General features: G+C 60.9%; 14 protein-coding genes. 11 read left to right on the top strand and 3 right to left on the bottom strand.

The features are described 5' to 3' along the window. The first annotated feature begins 47 nt into the window (after positions 1-47). From AC1DJO_RS11380 to AC1DJO_RS11350, 7 genes are all read left to right on the top strand, one after another. A complete protein-coding gene (locus AC1DJO_RS11380; RefSeq protein WP_112385816.1) occupies positions 48-566 on the top strand; it encodes an invasion associated locus B family protein in 519 nt (172 codons plus the stop codon). A 228-nt stretch (positions 567-794) separates the two neighbouring features. Continuing rightward, the gene (rlmN, locus tag AC1DJO_RS11375; protein ID WP_477970546.1) at positions 795-2,024 is read left to right on the top strand and encodes a dual-specificity RNA methyltransferase RlmN; all 1,230 of its coding nucleotides are present in this window, start codon (positions 795-797) and stop codon (positions 2,022-2,024) included. Positions 2,025-2,113: 89 nt separating this feature from the next. Next, a complete protein-coding gene (locus tag AC1DJO_RS11370) occupies positions 2,114-3,067 on the top strand; it encodes an ABC transporter substrate-binding protein (protein ID WP_112385814.1) in 954 nt (317 codons plus the stop codon). Positions 3,068-3,183: 116 nt separating this feature from the next. Continuing rightward, positions 3,184-4,065: an ABC transporter permease gene (locus tag AC1DJO_RS11365; protein ID WP_477970544.1), complete on the top strand. Its 882-nt coding sequence runs from the start codon at positions 3,184-3,186 to the stop codon at positions 4,063-4,065. Continuing rightward, on the top strand, positions 4,062-4,856 hold the full coding sequence (locus tag AC1DJO_RS11360) for an ABC transporter ATP-binding protein (protein WP_477970542.1): 795 nt from the start codon (positions 4,062-4,064) through the stop codon (positions 4,854-4,856). Before AC1DJO_RS11365 ends, AC1DJO_RS11360 begins: the two co-directional genes overlap by 4 nt. 93 nt (positions 4,857-4,949) lie before the next feature. Continuing rightward, entirely contained in the window at positions 4,950-5,303 is a 354-nt protein-coding gene (locus AC1DJO_RS11355; RefSeq protein ID WP_477970540.1) for a YciI family protein, read from the top strand. Then, positions 5,303-6,556, top strand: coding sequence for an RNA polymerase sigma factor (locus tag AC1DJO_RS11350; protein WP_477970538.1), 1,254 nt, complete (start codon positions 5,303-5,305; stop codon positions 6,554-6,556). Before AC1DJO_RS11355 ends, AC1DJO_RS11350 begins: the two co-directional genes overlap by 1 nt. A gap of 2 nt (positions 6,557-6,558) precedes the next feature. On the opposite strand, the gene AC1DJO_RS11345 is transcribed toward AC1DJO_RS11350, so the two are convergent. Together AC1DJO_RS11345 and AC1DJO_RS11340 are read right to left on the bottom strand one after the other, a co-directional pair. Then, a complete protein-coding gene (locus AC1DJO_RS11345) occupies positions 6,559-7,200 on the bottom strand; it encodes a LysE family translocator (protein ID WP_477970536.1) in 642 nt (213 codons plus the stop codon). A gap of 98 nt (positions 7,201-7,298) precedes the next feature. Then, a complete protein-coding gene (locus tag AC1DJO_RS11340; RefSeq protein WP_477970534.1) occupies positions 7,299-8,150 on the bottom strand; it encodes an SDR family NAD(P)-dependent oxidoreductase in 852 nt (283 codons plus the stop codon). Between the two features lie 190 nt (positions 8,151-8,340). Between AC1DJO_RS11340 and AC1DJO_RS11335 the strand changes: the two genes are divergently transcribed. Together AC1DJO_RS11335 and AC1DJO_RS11330 are read left to right on the top strand one after the other, a co-directional pair. After that, on the top strand, positions 8,341-9,564 hold the full coding sequence (locus tag AC1DJO_RS11335; protein WP_477970532.1) for an argininosuccinate synthase: 1,224 nt from the start codon (positions 8,341-8,343) through the stop codon (positions 9,562-9,564). Positions 9,565-9,684: 120 nt separating this feature from the next. Continuing rightward, complete coding sequence (locus AC1DJO_RS11330; protein ID WP_477970530.1) at positions 9,685-10,326, top strand: LysE family translocator; 642 nt, start codon at positions 9,685-9,687, stop codon at positions 10,324-10,326. Positions 10,327-10,329: 3 nt separating this feature from the next. Here the strand turns inward: AC1DJO_RS11330 and AC1DJO_RS11325 are convergent, their stop codons facing one another. Continuing rightward, the gene (locus AC1DJO_RS11325) at positions 10,330-10,764 is read right to left on the bottom strand and encodes a hypothetical protein (RefSeq protein WP_477947806.1); all 435 of its coding nucleotides are present in this window, start codon (positions 10,762-10,764) and stop codon (positions 10,330-10,332) included. 212 nt (positions 10,765-10,976) lie between these two features. Between AC1DJO_RS11325 and AC1DJO_RS11320 the strand changes: the two genes are divergently transcribed. Together AC1DJO_RS11320 and AC1DJO_RS11315 are read left to right on the top strand one after the other, a co-directional pair. Then, positions 10,977-13,064, top strand: a complete 2,088-nt coding sequence (locus tag AC1DJO_RS11320; RefSeq protein ID WP_477970528.1) for a M3 family metallopeptidase — start codon at positions 10,977-10,979, stop codon at positions 13,062-13,064. A 133-nt stretch (positions 13,065-13,197) separates the two neighbouring features. Then, positions 13,198-14,775 (top strand): alkaline phosphatase D family protein, encoded by a 1,578-nt coding sequence (locus AC1DJO_RS11315; protein WP_477970526.1) that lies wholly within the window; start codon positions 13,198-13,200, stop codon positions 14,773-14,775. The last annotated feature ends 42 nt before the right edge of the window (positions 14,776-14,817 follow it).

Below are 14,817 nucleotides of genomic sequence, written 5' to 3'. Positions count from 1 at the left end.
TGCCCGCTCTGATCGGGCGCTGAATCGCAAGAACCGGCAGGAAATCAATGTTTGTAAAAAGTATCGCACCCGCTCTCGCTCTCGTTCTCATCACGGCCGGAGTCGCAGGAGCGCAGCAGGGCGGAGCCTCGGCGCCGACCCGCATCCAGCAGTTCCAGGCTTGGGGCGCCTATTCCTACAAGCAGGGCAACAGCACCGTCTGCTACGTACTGTCCGTTCCGACAACGAAGCAGCCGGCAAGCGTCGATCACGGTGATAACTTCTTCATCGTATCGCAGCGCCCGGGCCAGAACATTTCCTACGAGCCGCAGGCGATGATGGGCTACACGGTCAAGGAAAACTCCAAGATCAACGTCGTCATCGACAACAAGACCTTCGTCATGTTCACCAAGGACAAGGCGGGCTGGGTCGAGAATGCAGCTCAGGAGCCCGCTCTTGTGGCGGCGATGAAGGGCGGCCATTCGATGACGGTCACAGCCGTCTCGCGCAAGGGTACCGGCACGTCCTACGCCTATTCGCTGTCCGGCATCTCGGCGGCGCTGAAGCAGATTGAAAGCTGCAAGTAAGCTCTTCCGCTTGATCGAAGAATTCGAAGGCCGGCCTTGCGCCGGCCTTTGCCGTTTCCATCTATAGTGACGTGCGGGGAAAATGATGATAAAGCCCCGCGCAACAGCGGAACGATTGCGGCTTTGCCCGTAGCTCCGCATTCAATTTTCTGCGAACTGCCGATGTCACCCGCCAAGTCTTCCGGCTTACCGGGATGCGTCCAGTTTTGATTTCGGGATCGAGAAACTATGTCCGTCATGGATGCTATGGCCGTTACCAAGCCGCAGGCGCCGCGCCCCCAGCTCAGCGACGAGAAGCCCTCGCTGATCGGTCTGTCGCGCGAGCAGATGGCCGATGCGCTGCGCGAAAAGGGCGTGCCGGAAAAGCAGATCAAGATGCGCGTCAGCCAGTTGTGGAACTGGATCTATGTGCGCGGCGTCTCCGATTTCGATCATATGGCGAATATCTCCAAGGATATGCGCGAAACGCTGAAGCAGCATTTCACGATCGCCCGTCCTGAAATCGTCGAGGAGCAGGTTTCCAACGACGGCACCCGCAAGTGGCTGCTGCGCTTTCCGCCGCGCGGCGCCGGGCGTCCCGTCGAGATCGAGGCCGTCTATATTCCCGAAGAAGGCCGCGGCACGCTCTGCATTTCCAGCCAGGTCGGCTGCACGCTCACTTGTTCCTTCTGTCACACCGGCACGCAGCGCCTGGTGCGCAACCTGACGGCTGAGGAAATCCTGTCGCAGCTGCTGCTTGCCCGCGATCGGCTGGGCGACTTCCCGGATCGCGAAGCGCCGCAGGGCACGATCATGCCGGCCGAGGGCCGCAAGGTCAGCAATATCGTGATGATGGGTATGGGCGAACCGCTCTACAATTTCGATGCCGTCAAGCAGGCGCTGCTGATCGCGACGGATGGCGATGGGCTGTCGCTCTCGAAGCGCCGCGTCACGCTGTCCACATCCGGCGTCGTGCCTGAGATCTTCCGCACCGGCGACGAGATCGGCGTCATGCTGGCGATCTCGTTGCACGCCGTTCGCGACGACCTGCGCGACATCCTGGTGCCGATCAACAAGAAGTATCCGCTGAAGGAACTGATCGACGCCTGCCGGAAGTATCCGGGTCTTTCCAACGCCCGCCGCATCACCTTCGAATATGTGATGCTGAAGGACGTCAATGACAGCCTGGAGGATGCAAAGGGGTTGATCCAGCTGCTGAAGGGTGTTCCGGCGAAGATCAACCTGATCCCGTTCAACCCGTGGCCGGGCACCAACTATCAGTGTTCGCATTGGGCGCAGATCGAGAAGTTTGCCGATTTCATCAATTCGGCCGGCTACGCCTCGCCGATCCGCACGCCGCGCGGCCGTGATATTCTTGCAGCCTGCGGGCAGCTGAAGTCGGAATCCGAGCGCATGCGCAAGACCGAGCGTCTCGCCTTCGAAGCGATGATGATTGCCAATCACGGCGCGGACGACTGATCAGCAAGTTTGATCCTTCCAACAGTTCTTTGCGATTGATCGGGCCTTCGTCTTTTTCTAGAAGCGCCTGATAATCGATGGAGGACTCTATGCGTTCGATCTTGCTCGCCGTTGCGGCGACCCTTGCCCTTACCCTGCCTGCAAAGGCTGAAGACGTCACGGTTGCCGTGACGGCGATCGTCGAGCATCCGGCACTCGATGCCGTTCGCAAGGGCGTGCAGGACACGCTGGCGGCTGCCGGCTACAAGGAAGGCGAGAACCTCAAGTTCCTGTTCGAATCCGCGCAGGGCAACCCAGCAACGGCTGCGCAGATCGCCCGCCAGTTCGCTGGTGAAGATCCCAATGTCATCGTACCGATCTCCACGCCGTCGGCGCAGGCCGTCGTTTCCTCGACGCGCGATATTCCTGTCGTCTTCACCGCGGTTTCCGATCCGCTCGGCGCACAGCTGGTGAAGGACATGGACAAGCCGGGCGGCAACGTTACCGGTCTGTCCGACATGTCGCCGGTTGCCGAGCATATCGCGCTGATCAAGGAAATCCTGCCGAACGTGAAGTCGATCGGCTATCTCTACAATTCGGGCGAAGCCAACTCCGTATCGCTGTTAGCCGTGCTGAAGACGGAAGCCGAGAAGGCCGGCCTCAAGGTCGTTGAATCCGCCGCCACCAAGTCGGCTGAAGTTCAGGGCGCCGCCCGCGCGCTTGTCGGTCGTGCTGACGTCATCTACGTGCCGACCGACAACACGATCATCTCGGCTCTCGAAGGCGCGGTTGCCGTTGCCGAGGAAGCGAAGCTGCCGCTCTTCACCGCCGACACCGATTCCGTCTCGCGCGGCTCGATCGCCGCCCTCGGCTTCAACTACTACGATGTCGGCAAGCAGACCGGCGATATCGTCGTGCGCATTCTCAAGGGTGAGAACCCAGGCGACATCGCGGTCAAGGTTGCCGCCGGTAGCGACCTCGTCGTCAACAAGAAGGCTGCCGAAAAGATGGGCGTGACGCTGCCGGAAAGCGTGCTGAAGCGCGCCAACCGCGTCGTCGAGTAAACCGAAACCGTCGCTTTCGATATTGCGTTTAGCCGCCCCTGTTTCTAAACGGGGGCGGTTTGGTATTTTAAGACCCGCGAAAGCACGGGCACAGAAGAACAGAAAGGCGGGAGGCCTTGAGCCAGATTGCATTTTGGGGAGCCGTGGAGCTTGGGCTGGTTTATGCCTTCGTTGCGCTCGGCGTCTATCTCGCCTTCCGCGTTCTCGATTTTCCGGATCTGACCGTCGACGGGTCGTTTCCGCTCGGAGCCGCCGTCACGGCGGTGCTGATCATCGCGGGCGTCAATCCATGGCTTGCCGCGCTGGTGGCGATGATTGCGGGTTCGGCTGCCGGCATCGTCACGGCGATGCTGAACGTGCGGTTCAAGATCCTCAATCTGCTGGCCTCGATCCTGACGATGATCGCGCTGTTCTCGGTGAACCTGCGCGTCATGGGCAAGCCGAACGTGGCGCTGATCAATGCCGATACGATGATCAGCCCGTTCGTCGGCCACGGCTTGCGCGATTTCTACGTCCGCCCGCTTTTCGTCGGCGTTCTCGTCGTCATCGCGGTCATCGTCGTCTGGCGTTTCCTTGAGAGCGATGCGGGACTTGCGATGCGTGCCACTGGCGCCAATGCCCGCATGGCCCGCGCCCAGGGCGTCGATACCAACCGGCAGATCTATCTCGGCATGGCGATCTCGAATGCGCTGGTGGCGCTTGGCGGCTCGCTGTTCGCGCAGACCAATGGCTTTGCCGACGTCACATCGGGTGTGGGTACGATCGTCGTCGGTCTCGCGGCCGTCATCGTCGGCGAGACGCTGCTCGGGCGGCGCGGCCTGCTGATCGCGTTGATCGGCTGTGTGCTCGGCTCGATCATCTATCGCATCGCCATCCAGCTTGCGCTGTCGACCGATTTCATCGGCCTGCAGGCTTCGGACCTCAATTTCGTCACGGCGGTACTCGTCACGATCGCGCTGATCCTTCCCCGTCTTCGCCGCGGAGGAGCTGCATCGTGATCAGCGTTCAGGATATCAAGGTCGTCTTCGGCAAGGGCACGCCACTTGAAAAGAAGGCGTTGAACGGCATCAGCCTGACGATCGAGCAGGGCTCCTTCGTCACCGTCATCGGCTCGAATGGTGCCGGTAAATCGACCCTGCTCGGCGTGCTCGCCGGCGACGTGCTGGCAAGCGAAGGCAAGGTGACGATCGGCACAACCGACGTCACGCGCAAGCAGACGGCGGCGCGGGCCGGTCTTGTGGCACGCGTGTTCCAGGATCCGTTGACCGGAAGCTGCGGTGCCCTGTCGATCGAAGAGAATCTGGCGCTGGCCGCCCGCCGCGGCGAGCGGCGCGGCCTGGTGTCGGCGCTCGGGCCAAAGCGCCGCGGGCATTTTCGCGAGCGCATCGGCGAGCTCAATCTCGGTCTCGAAAACCGCATGGCCGACCGTATGGATCTGCTCTCTGGCGGTCAGCGGCAGGCGGTCTCGCTGGTCATGGCAACGCTTGCCGGTTCGGAAGTGYTGCTGCTCGATGAGCATACGGCAGCGCTCGACCCTGGGATGGCCGAGTTCGTCATGGGGCTGACGGACAAGATCGTTTCTGAGCGCAAGCTGACGACGCTGATGGTCACCCATTCGATGCGCCAGGCGCTCGACTACGGCCATCGGACGATCATGCTGCATGGCGGCGAGATCGTGCTCGATGTCAGCGGCGACAACCGCAAGGATCTGCAAGTCGAGGACCTGATCGCGATGTTCCGCAAGATGCGCGGGCAGACGCTTGACGATGACGCGCTGCTGATCGGCTGATCGAAATATTTTCGAGCCGATGTCGATCCGCTTGCATCGCATTCGTTATCCGTCACCATCGCATGGAGCGGTGGTGAGCTGAGGAGACGGATGATGAAATATATAGCGCTGATCTACATGGACCCAAGCACGCGCACGCCCCCGGATTCTCCTGAATTCGGTAAGATGATGAGCGGCTATGCCACCGCGACCGAGACCTACAAGAAGGATGGGATCTGGGTTGCCGGCGATGCGCTACAGCCGGTGGCCACCGCGACCACCGTTAGGGTGCGCAACGGCCGGACCGAGACCATGGATGGTCCTTTCGCCGATACCAAGGAGCAGCTTGGCGGCTTCTACATCCTCGATTGCGACAATCTCGACGATGCGATCAAATACGCAGCGATGATCCCGCATGCGGCTATGGGCTGCGTCGAGGTGCGGCCGATCATGGTCTTCGACCGCTGATGAGCGAGGTTCCGGCCGCCGGTCCAGTTGCCGACGCGATCGACAGGATCGCCCGGCAGGACGGTGGCCGTCTCCTTTCCAGCCTGGTGGGCGCGCTGCGGGATTTCCAGCTCGCCGAGGACAGCCTGCAGGACGCACTGGAATCGGCGCTGGTCCATTGGGGCCGCAATGGCTTGCCCGCTTCTCCAAACGCCTGGTTGATGCAGGTCGCCCGCCGCAAGGCGATCGACCGGCTGCGGCGCTCCGCCAATTTCCGGGCGAAGTCTGCAGAGATCGCCCACCTTGTCGACCTGGAGCGCGCATCGCCCATGGCGGACGAGCCTGATCCGATCGGCGATGAGCGGCTGAAGCTGATCTTTGCCTGCTGCCATCCGGCGATCGACCGGAAGACCTGCGTGGCGCTGACTTTGCGCTCTGTCTGCGGACTGAAGACCGAAGAGATCGCCGGGGCCTTCCTCGACCGGCACGATGCGATGGCGCAGCGGCTTGTGCGCGCCCGCGACAAGATCGCCAAGGCCGGCATTGCCTATGAAGTGCCGGGGCCGGAGGGGTGGACAGCGCGGCTCGAAAGCGTGCTTGCCGTCGTCTATCTGATCTTCAATGAAGGATATGCTTCCGGCAGCGGCAGCCATATCCGCGTCGATCTTTGCGAAGAGGCGATCCGGCTCGGGCGGGTGCTGATGGCGCTGCGTGCTGATGAGCCTGAGATCGAGGGGCTGCTATCGCTGATGCTTCTGCACCATGCTCGCAGAGCGGCGAGGCTCGGCGAGAGTGGCGGGATCCTGACCCTCGAAATGCAAGATCGCAACCTCTGGGATCGCGCCGTGATTGCCGAAGGTGTTGGGCTGATCGAACGGGCGCTCAAACGCGGCTGCCCGGGGCGTTATCAGTTGCAGGCCGCGATCATTGCTGTTCATGCGGAGGCGCCGAGCTTTGCCGAAACGGATTGGCGGCAGATCGCCTTGCTCTATGGCGAGCTTGCCGGGACTGCCGACAACCCGGTCTATGAACTGAACCGGATCGTCGCGCTGTCCTATGTCGAGGGTGCGGCCGCAGCGCTTGCCCGGCTCAAGCCGATCGCCATGGCGCTTACGCAGTATCAGCCGTTTTACGCGGTTCAAGCCGATCTTCTGGCGCGCGACGGCCAGGTTGATCAGGCAAGGCTCGCTTATGCCAGGGCCATCGAGCTCTCGATGTCCGATGCTGAGAAGCTGTTTCTGGAGCAGCGGCTCGAGGCGCTTCGGAGCCGCTAAGCTTAGCGGGCCTGCGTGAAGAAAATCTTCGCCGCGAAGATCGAGAAGACGCCTGCGAAAGTGTAGTCCATGCCGCGCAGCACCTTTCTGTTCTTCTGCAGCCAGCCGGCCAGCCAGTCGGAGGCGAAGACCACGGCCGCATTCACCGGCATGCCGATCAGAATGAAGAAGAAGCCGAGGAAGAGCAGCTTGTGCGTGACGGCGGGATCGCCCGCGGTGACGAACTGCGGCAGGAAAGTCATGAAGAAGATGATGACCTTCGGGTTCAGAAGATTGACCCAGAAGCCGCTGGAGATGTTGGAGAACGGCGTACCCTTTACCTCATCGACCTTTTCGACCGAGAGTTTCGAGCCGAAACGGATCGCCTGTACGGCGAGCCACAACAGATAGGCGGCGCCGCCGGTCTTGAGGATTAGGAAGGCGGTCGGCGAGGCTGTGATCAGCGCCGAGATGCCGAAGGCAACCAGCATGGTATGGACGACGATGCCGAGGCTGGTGCCGAGCACGACGTAAAGTGCCGGCTTCTTGCCCTGCGACAGGGCGCGGCTGATCGAGAGCGTCATGTCCGGCCCGGGCGTTGCTGCAAGCAGCAGGCTTGCAGCGGCAAAGGCGAGGAGCGTTGGCAGGGTCGGAAGAAAGTCCATGGTGCACTCTGAAAGCCGGAAGGAGATGTTGTTTCTCATATCCGGCTTTCGAAAAATTACCAATCAAACCTTCTGATGTGGCCGATCGTTTCCGGTCGTTACTTGGCTTCCAGGAACGCCTTGAACTTGTCGGCGTAGTCCTTGTGCCAGCGCGACAGCGGCGGGCGATTTTCGATGATGTCGCCAGCCGCCCAGGCCATGCGGCGCTCATCGACGGGACGCGCGACGTCATTGTCAGGGCAGAGGATGTAGAAGTCGCCCTTTGCCAGGCTCTCGACCATGAAGTCGACCGTCTGCTCCGGCGTCCAGGCCGCAGCCGGCTTTTCGGCGCGATCGCCCTTGGTCAGCCCGGTGAAGACGAAGCCGGGGATCAGCAGATGAGCGGAAATCCTGGAGCCTTCGGTGTTGCGCAGCTCGTGTTCGAGCGCCTCCGTGAAGACCTTCACGCCGGCTTTCGAAACGTTGTAGGCGGGGTTGCCCGGCGGGGTGGTGATGCCCTGCTTCGAGCCGGTGTTGATGATCAGGCCGGGCTCGCCATGCTTGGCCATTGCGGCGCCAAAGGCACGAGTGCCGTTGATGACGCCCAACAGATTGACGCCGAGAATGCTGTCCCAATCGGCCTGCGGGCTGAAGATCGAGGTCTCCGGCCCGATGCCGGCATTGTTCATAAGCACGTGAACACGGCCGAAGCGCTGGATGACCGTCCGCTCCAATGCCTCGAGCGCCGCCTTGTCGGAGACATCTGTTTCGGCGGCAAGAACGTGTTCTGCGCCAACGATGGCCTCGAGCTCGGCACGTGCCTTGGCGAGCTTCTCCTGGCCGAGATCGGCGATGACGACGCTCATGCCTGCGCTGGCAAAATGCTTTGCCGCCGCTAGGCCGATGCCGGAGGCTCCGCCGGTAATGACGGCAACGTTGGATCGTTTGAAAATCTCTTGAATATTCGTCACGGGACCGGCTCTCCTCGAAGCGTTGTGCGGACGAAGCCAGATATGGGTTGGCATTCGACGCTGTCAAACACTATCCGCGACCGAAAAGCGGCGCTCCCTGCCCTTGCGTCGTGTGACAATCTCGCTAAAAGTGCCCGCGACACCGGGCTTTGCGGTTTGCCGCTGCCCCTTTGCAACGGACCTCATCATCATGGCACCTAAAAAAGACGTGAAGAAAGTCGTGCTTGCCTATTCGGGCGGCCTCGACACCTCGATCATCCTGAAGTGGCTGCAGACCGAGCTCGGCGCCGAAGTCGTGACCTTCACGGCCGACCTTGGCCAGGGCGAAGAGCTCGAGCCGGCGCGCAAGAAGGCCGAGATGCTCGGCATCAAGGAAATCTACATCGAGGACGTTCGCGAGGAATTCGTGAAGGACTTCGTCTTCCCGATGTTCCGTGCCAATGCCGTCTATGAAGGCGTCTATCTGCTCGGCACCTCGATTGCCCGTCCGCTGATCTCGAAGCACCTGATCGATATCGCCCGCAAGACCGGCGCCGATGCGATCGCGCATGGCGCGACCGGTAAGGGCAACGACCAGGTTCGCTTCGAGCTGTCTGCCTATGCACTGAACCCGGATATCAAGATCATCGCGCCGTGGCGCGACTGGGACTTCAAGAGCCGTACCGATCTGCTGGCCTTTGCCGAACAGCATCAGATTCCTGTTGCCAAGGACAAGAAGGGCGAAGCGCCGTTCTCGGTTGACGCCAATCTGCTGCACTCCTCGTCCGAGGGCAAGGTTCTGGAAGATCCGGCTCAGGAAGCGCCTGAGTATGTGCACATGCGCACGATCTCGCCGGAAGCCGCTCCCGACAAAGCCACCGTCATCAAGGTCGGCTTCGAAAAGGGCGATGCCGTCTCGATCAACGGCGTCCGCATGAGCCCGGCGACCCTGCTCGCAGAGCTCAACAATTACGGCCGTGACAACGGCATCGGCCGTCTCGACCTCGTCGAGAACCGCTATGTCGGTATGAAGTCGCGCGGCGTCTACGAAACGCCCGGCGGCACGATCCTGCTCGCGGCTCACCGCGCCATCGAGTCGATCACGCTCGACCGCGGTGCAGCTCACCTGAAGGATGAGCTGATGCCGAAATATGCCGAGCTCATCTATTACGGCTTCTGGTTCTCGCCGGAGCGCGAGATGCTGCAGGCGCTCATCGACAAGAGCCAGGAGCATGTCGAAGGCGAAGTGACGCTGAAGCTCTACAAGGGCAATGTCATGGTCACCGGCCGCGAGAGCCCCAAGTCGCTCTACTCGGACAAACTGGTCACCTTCGAAGACGATCAGGGCGCCTACGACCAGAAGGATGCAGCGGGCTTCATCAAGCTCAACGCGTTGCGCCTGCGCACGCTCGGCAAGCGCAATCTGAAGGGCTGATCCTCTTCCCGACGAAACATGAAAGGCCCGCCGTTGCGCGGGCCTTTTCTTTGCATCGCGGATGGCCTTGACGGCCCCCTGCATTGGCATAGTCTGCGCGGATCATCTGCGGAGCATTTCATGACGCAATCGCTGCTTTTGGGCGCCTTTCTGGCCGCACTTTTCTATGTCCTCATCCCCGGTCCCGCTTTCCTGCAGCTGCTCGGTATCGGTGCCGGGCAGGGCCGCAAGGCGGGAGCGTTTTTCCTGATGGGACATCTGGTCGGTGACATCATTTGGTCGGCGCTGGCCTTAATCGCGATCGTCGGTGCGAAGATCATCGGCACCTTCGTGTTCGACCTGCTCGGCCTGCTTTGCGGCTTCTACCTTGCCTGGATCGGCTGGAACGCCGTGAGCGCCAAACCGAAGGCCGATGGTCAGGCGCTCGTCGTCGTCGAACGCCCGTTCCGCCGCGGCCTGATCTTCGGCGTTACCAATCCCAAGGGATATCCGGTGGCGCTGGCAACATTCACGGCGCTTGTCGCCGGTTCGGCAAATGCGCTGGATTTCGCAGCTTTGCCCCTGATGCTCAGCGTCTCTTTCGTCGGCTTTGTGACTGCCGATATCATACTCGTCACCATCATCGGTGCGGGCGCCGTGCGCCGCTTCTATCGCACCCACGAGCGGCTGATCGTGCGCTGCTCCGGCGTGCTGTTCATGGGTTTTGCCGTCCAAGCCCTATGGCATGCGACGCCCGGGCTGCTTGGCTGGCGCAAGGCATGAGCGTCAGGCGCTGATGAAATCGACGATCGACTTCAGTGTCTTCTCGCCATCGGTGTCGCCGAGGGACTTGGCGATCTGCAGCTGGTTTTCGTAGTAATCACGGAAATTGAACGCTGTGCCGTCGGTGACGCCGCGCAGGTCCAGCAGATTGCCCTGCGCATCGATCGCATGCATCGGCAGAGGCTCTGAGATCGCCGCAAACGTGTCCTGGTCGAGCTCCCCGGAATCGTAGCTCTGCCGGGCATAGCTTCGCAACTCGCCCGGGCTGACTGCGGTGAAATCCGGGCCGCCGGATGCTGTTACGTCGTCTACTCTGAAGCCGGGTTGGACTGCCGGTCCAGTATCAATTTCAATATCGGAGGTCTTCGAAGATTTTGCGTTATTGTGACTGTTTTTAAAAAGCAAACTTTGAGAAGACCGCACAGAAAAAATTTCCATGGCGCATGTCCCCTTACGAAAAGAGTAAGCGAAAACTAGCGTCTAGGACCGCCGGGCGTCAATCGTTAACAAATAGTTAATTTTCGTCTATCAGTTTTCATGGATCAAATCTTCCATGTACCGGCAAAAGGCGAATTTGATCAGCAACATACCATTGCCGCGAAGCGTCACCTATATTGCCGTTTCACTTGCTTGCGTAAAAGGATGTCAGCATGCCTTCCACACCAGAATTCAATCCGGCGCTCGTCAACTGGAACGGGCATCACGGCCTGCCGCGCTTCGAAGCGCTCAATGATGGCGACTTCGCAGCCGCCTTCGATACGGCGCTCGCGTCTCACGAAACGGAGATCGATGCGATTGCCGCCAATGCCGAAGCGCCGACCTTCGAAAACACCATCGTCGCGCTGGAAATCGCCGGCGATGAGCTGTCGCGCGTCTCGGCGCTGTTCTGGAACCGGGCAGGTGCGCATACCAACGATGTCATCCAGGCGCTCGAGCGCGAGATCTCGCCGAAGATGTCGCGGCACTATTCGAAGATCGGCATGAATGCCGGTCTCTTCGCGCGCATCGATACGCTGTGGGAAAGGCGCGCCGAACTGGGGCTGACCCTGGAGCAGACGCGGGTGCTGGAACGGCACTGGAAGGGCTTCGTGAAATCCGGCGCCAAGCTGCCGAAGCCGGAGCAGGAAAAGCTCGCCGGCATCAACGAGAAGCTGGCCAGTCTCGGGACCAATTTCGGACAGAACGTTCTCGCCGACGAAAAGAGCTGGTCGCTGCTCTTGTCCGAAGGACCGGAGCTCGCAGGTCTTCCGGATTTCCTGAAGGATGCAATGGCGGCGGCAGCCCGTGAACGCGCGGAAGACGGCAAGTTTGCGGTCACCCTGTCGCGCTCGATCATCGAGCCGTTCCTGACATTTTCAGAACGCCGCGACCTACGCGAACAGGCCTTCAAGGCCTGGACTGCCCGTGGCGCGAATGCCGGCGCAACCGATAACCGCGGCATCATCAAGGAAACGCTGGCGCTGCGCAAGGAAATGGCCGGCCTTCTCGGCTACGGCAATTTCGCCGAGCTGAAGCTCGACAACACGATGGCGAAGAAGCCTGTTGCTGTCGACGAGCTGCTACGGGCAGTCTGGGCGAAAGCTGTTTCCCGCGCCCGCGAGGAAGAAGCCGATATCGCCCGGCTGATTGCTGAGGACGGCAACAACCACGAGGTCATGCCTTGGGATTGGCGCTTCTATGCGGAGAAGATCAGGGCACAGAAGTTCAACTTTTCCGAAACGGAGCTGAAGCCCTATCTGCAGCTCGAAAAGATCATCGAAGCCTGCTTCGACGTGGCCAACCGCCTGTTCGGCATCCGGGCTGTCGAGAAGAAGGGCATTGCCGCCTACCATCCCGATGTTCGCGTCTTCGAAATTCGCGACGCCAGCGACAAGCTCGTGGCGCTGTTTCTTGGCGACTATTTTGCCCGCAGCTCGAAGCGCTCGGGTGCCTGGATGAGTTCCTTCCAGTCGCAGCACAAGCTGACGCTGAAGAACGGCAACACCGGCGAGCTGCCGATCATCTATAACGTCTGCAATTTCGCCAAGCCTGCGGAAGGCAAGCCTGCGCTGCTGTCGCTCGACGACGCCCGAACGCTGTTCCACGAATTCGGCCATGCGCTGCATGGGATGCTGTCGAACGTCACCTATCCGTCGGTTTCCGGCACCGGTGTCTCGCGCGATTTCGTCGAATTGCCGTCGCAGCTTTACGAGCACTGGCTGACCGTGCCCGCGATCCTCAAGCAATATGCGGTGCATTTCGAGACAGGCGAGCCGATGCCGCAGGCGCTGCTCGACAAGGTTCTCGCGGCGCGGACCTTCAATGCGGGCTTCAATACGGTGGAATTCACTTCCTCGGCGATCGTCGACATGGAATTCCATACGCGCGATGCCGTCGATGATCCGATGGCGGTTCAGGCGGAGGTTCTGGCCGAGCTCGGCATGCCGAAGTCGCTGGTCATGCGTCATGCTTCGCCGCACTTCCAGCATATCTTCTCCGGCGGCTATTCGGCCGGCTACTATTCCTACATGTGGTCGGAAGTGCTGGATGCCGATGCGTTTGCGGCTTTCGAGGAAACCGGCGATGCCTTCAACCGCGAAATGGCGGCGAAGCTGAAGGACAACATCTATTCGACCGGCGGCTCGCTCGACCCCGAAGATGCCTACAAGGGCTTCCGCGGCAAGCTGCCGAGCCCGGACGCGATGCTGGTCAAAAAGGGTCTGGCAACCTTCAAGGAGCTCTCGGGCAGCGATGCCTGAGCGCTTGCCATAACAAAACTGTCGCCGAAGTTTCGGCAAACCGTCATGTGGTCTTCAAGAGACTGACATGACGGTTGCCCAAGGCTGGGGCGGGACACTTCGTTCCCGCTCCTGAAGCAGCCGGGGCTTTGGCATGATCTTGAAAGAAACGACGCGCCGCCGGTTTTTATCCTCGGTCGGCGCGGTCGGTGGGTTTGCGGCGGCGGGCCTTGCGATGCCGTTCTATGCGCGTGGCTCGTCAAGCCGGCCGGTCTTTACCTCCGGCGTGCAATCCGGCGATGTCGATGTGGATTCCGGCGTGATCTGGGCGCGCGTCGACCGGCCCTCGCGATTGTTCGTCGAATATTCCACCACCGATAAATTTGCGAACGCGGTTCGGCTTGCATCCTTCGATGTCACGCCCGATACCGATCTTGCCGGCAAGGTGCTGCTTGAGGGATTGCCGCCGGATCAAGAGATCTTCTATCGTTTCGTGGCTGCAGACCTGCAGGATATCAACAGCCGCTCTGAGCCCATTCGCGGTCAGTTCCGCACGGCGCCGTCGACAAGGCGGGATATCCGCTTCGTCTGGTCCGGCGATACGGCAGGACAGGGATGGGGGATCGATGACGAGGGCATGCGGAGCTACCAAACGATCGCCTACCATCGGCCTGATTTCATGATCCATTCCGGCGACACGATTTACGCCGACAATCCGATCCCCGACGAGATCCGTCTGCGAGACGGCGGGATCTGGAAAAACCGCGTGGTCACCGACGAGAAACGGACGATCGCGCAGACGCTGTCCGAATTTCGCGGCCAGTGGAAATACAATCTGCTCGACGAGCATGTGACGGATTTCAACGCCGTCTGCCCGGTTTTCTACCAATGGGACGATCACGAGGTGCTGAACAACTGGTCTCCTTCCACCGATCTGAGTGTCGACGATCGCTACAAGGAAAAGTCCGTCTCGACGCTCGCTGCACGCGCCAGCCGGGCTTTTCACGAGATGACGCCGATCCGCTATGTGGCGGAGGAACCGGGGCGGATCTATCGCAAGGTTTCCTACGGCCCGCTGCTCGATATCTTCTTCGTCGACCTTCGCTCCTACCGCGGTCCCAACACAAATGGTCTCGACGGCGATCTCACGCCGCAATCGCGGCTTTTCGGTGAGGCGCAGGTGGCGTGGCTGAAGCGCGAACTTGTCCGTTCCACGGCAACCTGGAAGGTGATCGCCTGCGATCTGCCGGTCGGGCTGGTGATCTGGGACGATTATGGAAAGCGCAGCGGCAGTGAATCCGTCTCCAACGGCGATAACGGCGCGCCGCTTGGCCGGGAGCTTGAGTTCGCCGATCTGCTGCGCTTCATCCGTGACGCGGCGATCGGCAATATCGTCTGGCTGACAGCCGACGTGCACTATACGGCGGCTCATTATTACGATCCCGGCAAGGCCAGGTTTCAGGATTTCCTGCCCTTCTGGGAATTCGTCTCCGGGCCGCTTCACTCGGGCACCTATGGGCCGCAGGAGCTGGATGGCACGTTCGGCCCCGAGGTGCGCTTCATCAAGGCTGCGCCCGGCGGGATCGAATCCAATCTGCCGCCAAGTGCCGGAATGCAGTTCTTCGGCTTGGTCGATATCGATGGCGCAACGGAGCAGATGACCGTGCGCCTGATGGATCGCGATGACAACGAGTTGTGGCGAACCGTCATCGACCCGCAACGTACGAGTTAACCCTGTCTATGGCCGCTCTCGCCTCTCCCCCCCTTTCGCAAT

This window comes from Rhizobium sp. 05N430 (genome assembly GCF_056396985.1).
This window is presented reverse-complemented; position numbering and strand designations above follow the sequence as displayed.

What these genes read in the sequence shown, in the direction of transcription:
- AC1DJO_RS11380 (WP_112385816.1), top strand. Translation starts at nt 48, where the DNA reads ATGTTTGTAAAAAGTATCGCACCCGCTCTCGCTCTCGTTCTCATCACG.
- rlmN (WP_477970546.1), top strand. Translation starts at nt 795, where the DNA reads ATGTCCGTCATGGATGCTATGGCCGTTACCAAGCCGCAGGCGCCGCGC.
- AC1DJO_RS11370 (WP_112385814.1), top strand. Translation starts at nt 2,114, where the DNA reads ATGCGTTCGATCTTGCTCGCCGTTGCGGCGACCCTTGCCCTTACCCTG.
- AC1DJO_RS11355 (WP_477970540.1), top strand. Translation starts at nt 4,950, where the DNA reads ATGAAATATATAGCGCTGATCTACATGGACCCAAGCACGCGCACGCCC.
- AC1DJO_RS11350 (WP_477970538.1), top strand. Translation starts at nt 5,303, where the DNA reads ATGAGCGAGGTTCCGGCCGCCGGTCCAGTTGCCGACGCGATCGACAGG.
- AC1DJO_RS11345 (WP_477970536.1), bottom strand. Translation starts at nt 7,200, where the DNA reads ATGGACTTTCTTCCGACCCTGCCAACGCTCCTCGCCTTTGCCGCTGCA.
- AC1DJO_RS11335 (WP_477970532.1), top strand. Translation starts at nt 8,341, where the DNA reads ATGGCACCTAAAAAAGACGTGAAGAAAGTCGTGCTTGCCTATTCGGGC.
- AC1DJO_RS11330 (WP_477970530.1), top strand. Translation starts at nt 9,685, where the DNA reads ATGACGCAATCGCTGCTTTTGGGCGCCTTTCTGGCCGCACTTTTCTAT.
- AC1DJO_RS11325 (WP_477947806.1), bottom strand. Translation starts at nt 10,764, where the DNA reads ATGGAAATTTTTTCTGTGCGGTCTTCTCAAAGTTTGCTTTTTAAAAAC.
- AC1DJO_RS11320 (WP_477970528.1), top strand. Translation starts at nt 10,977, where the DNA reads ATGCCTTCCACACCAGAATTCAATCCGGCGCTCGTCAACTGGAACGGG.
- AC1DJO_RS11315 (WP_477970526.1), top strand. Translation starts at nt 13,198, where the DNA reads ATGATCTTGAAAGAAACGACGCGCCGCCGGTTTTTATCCTCGGTCGGC.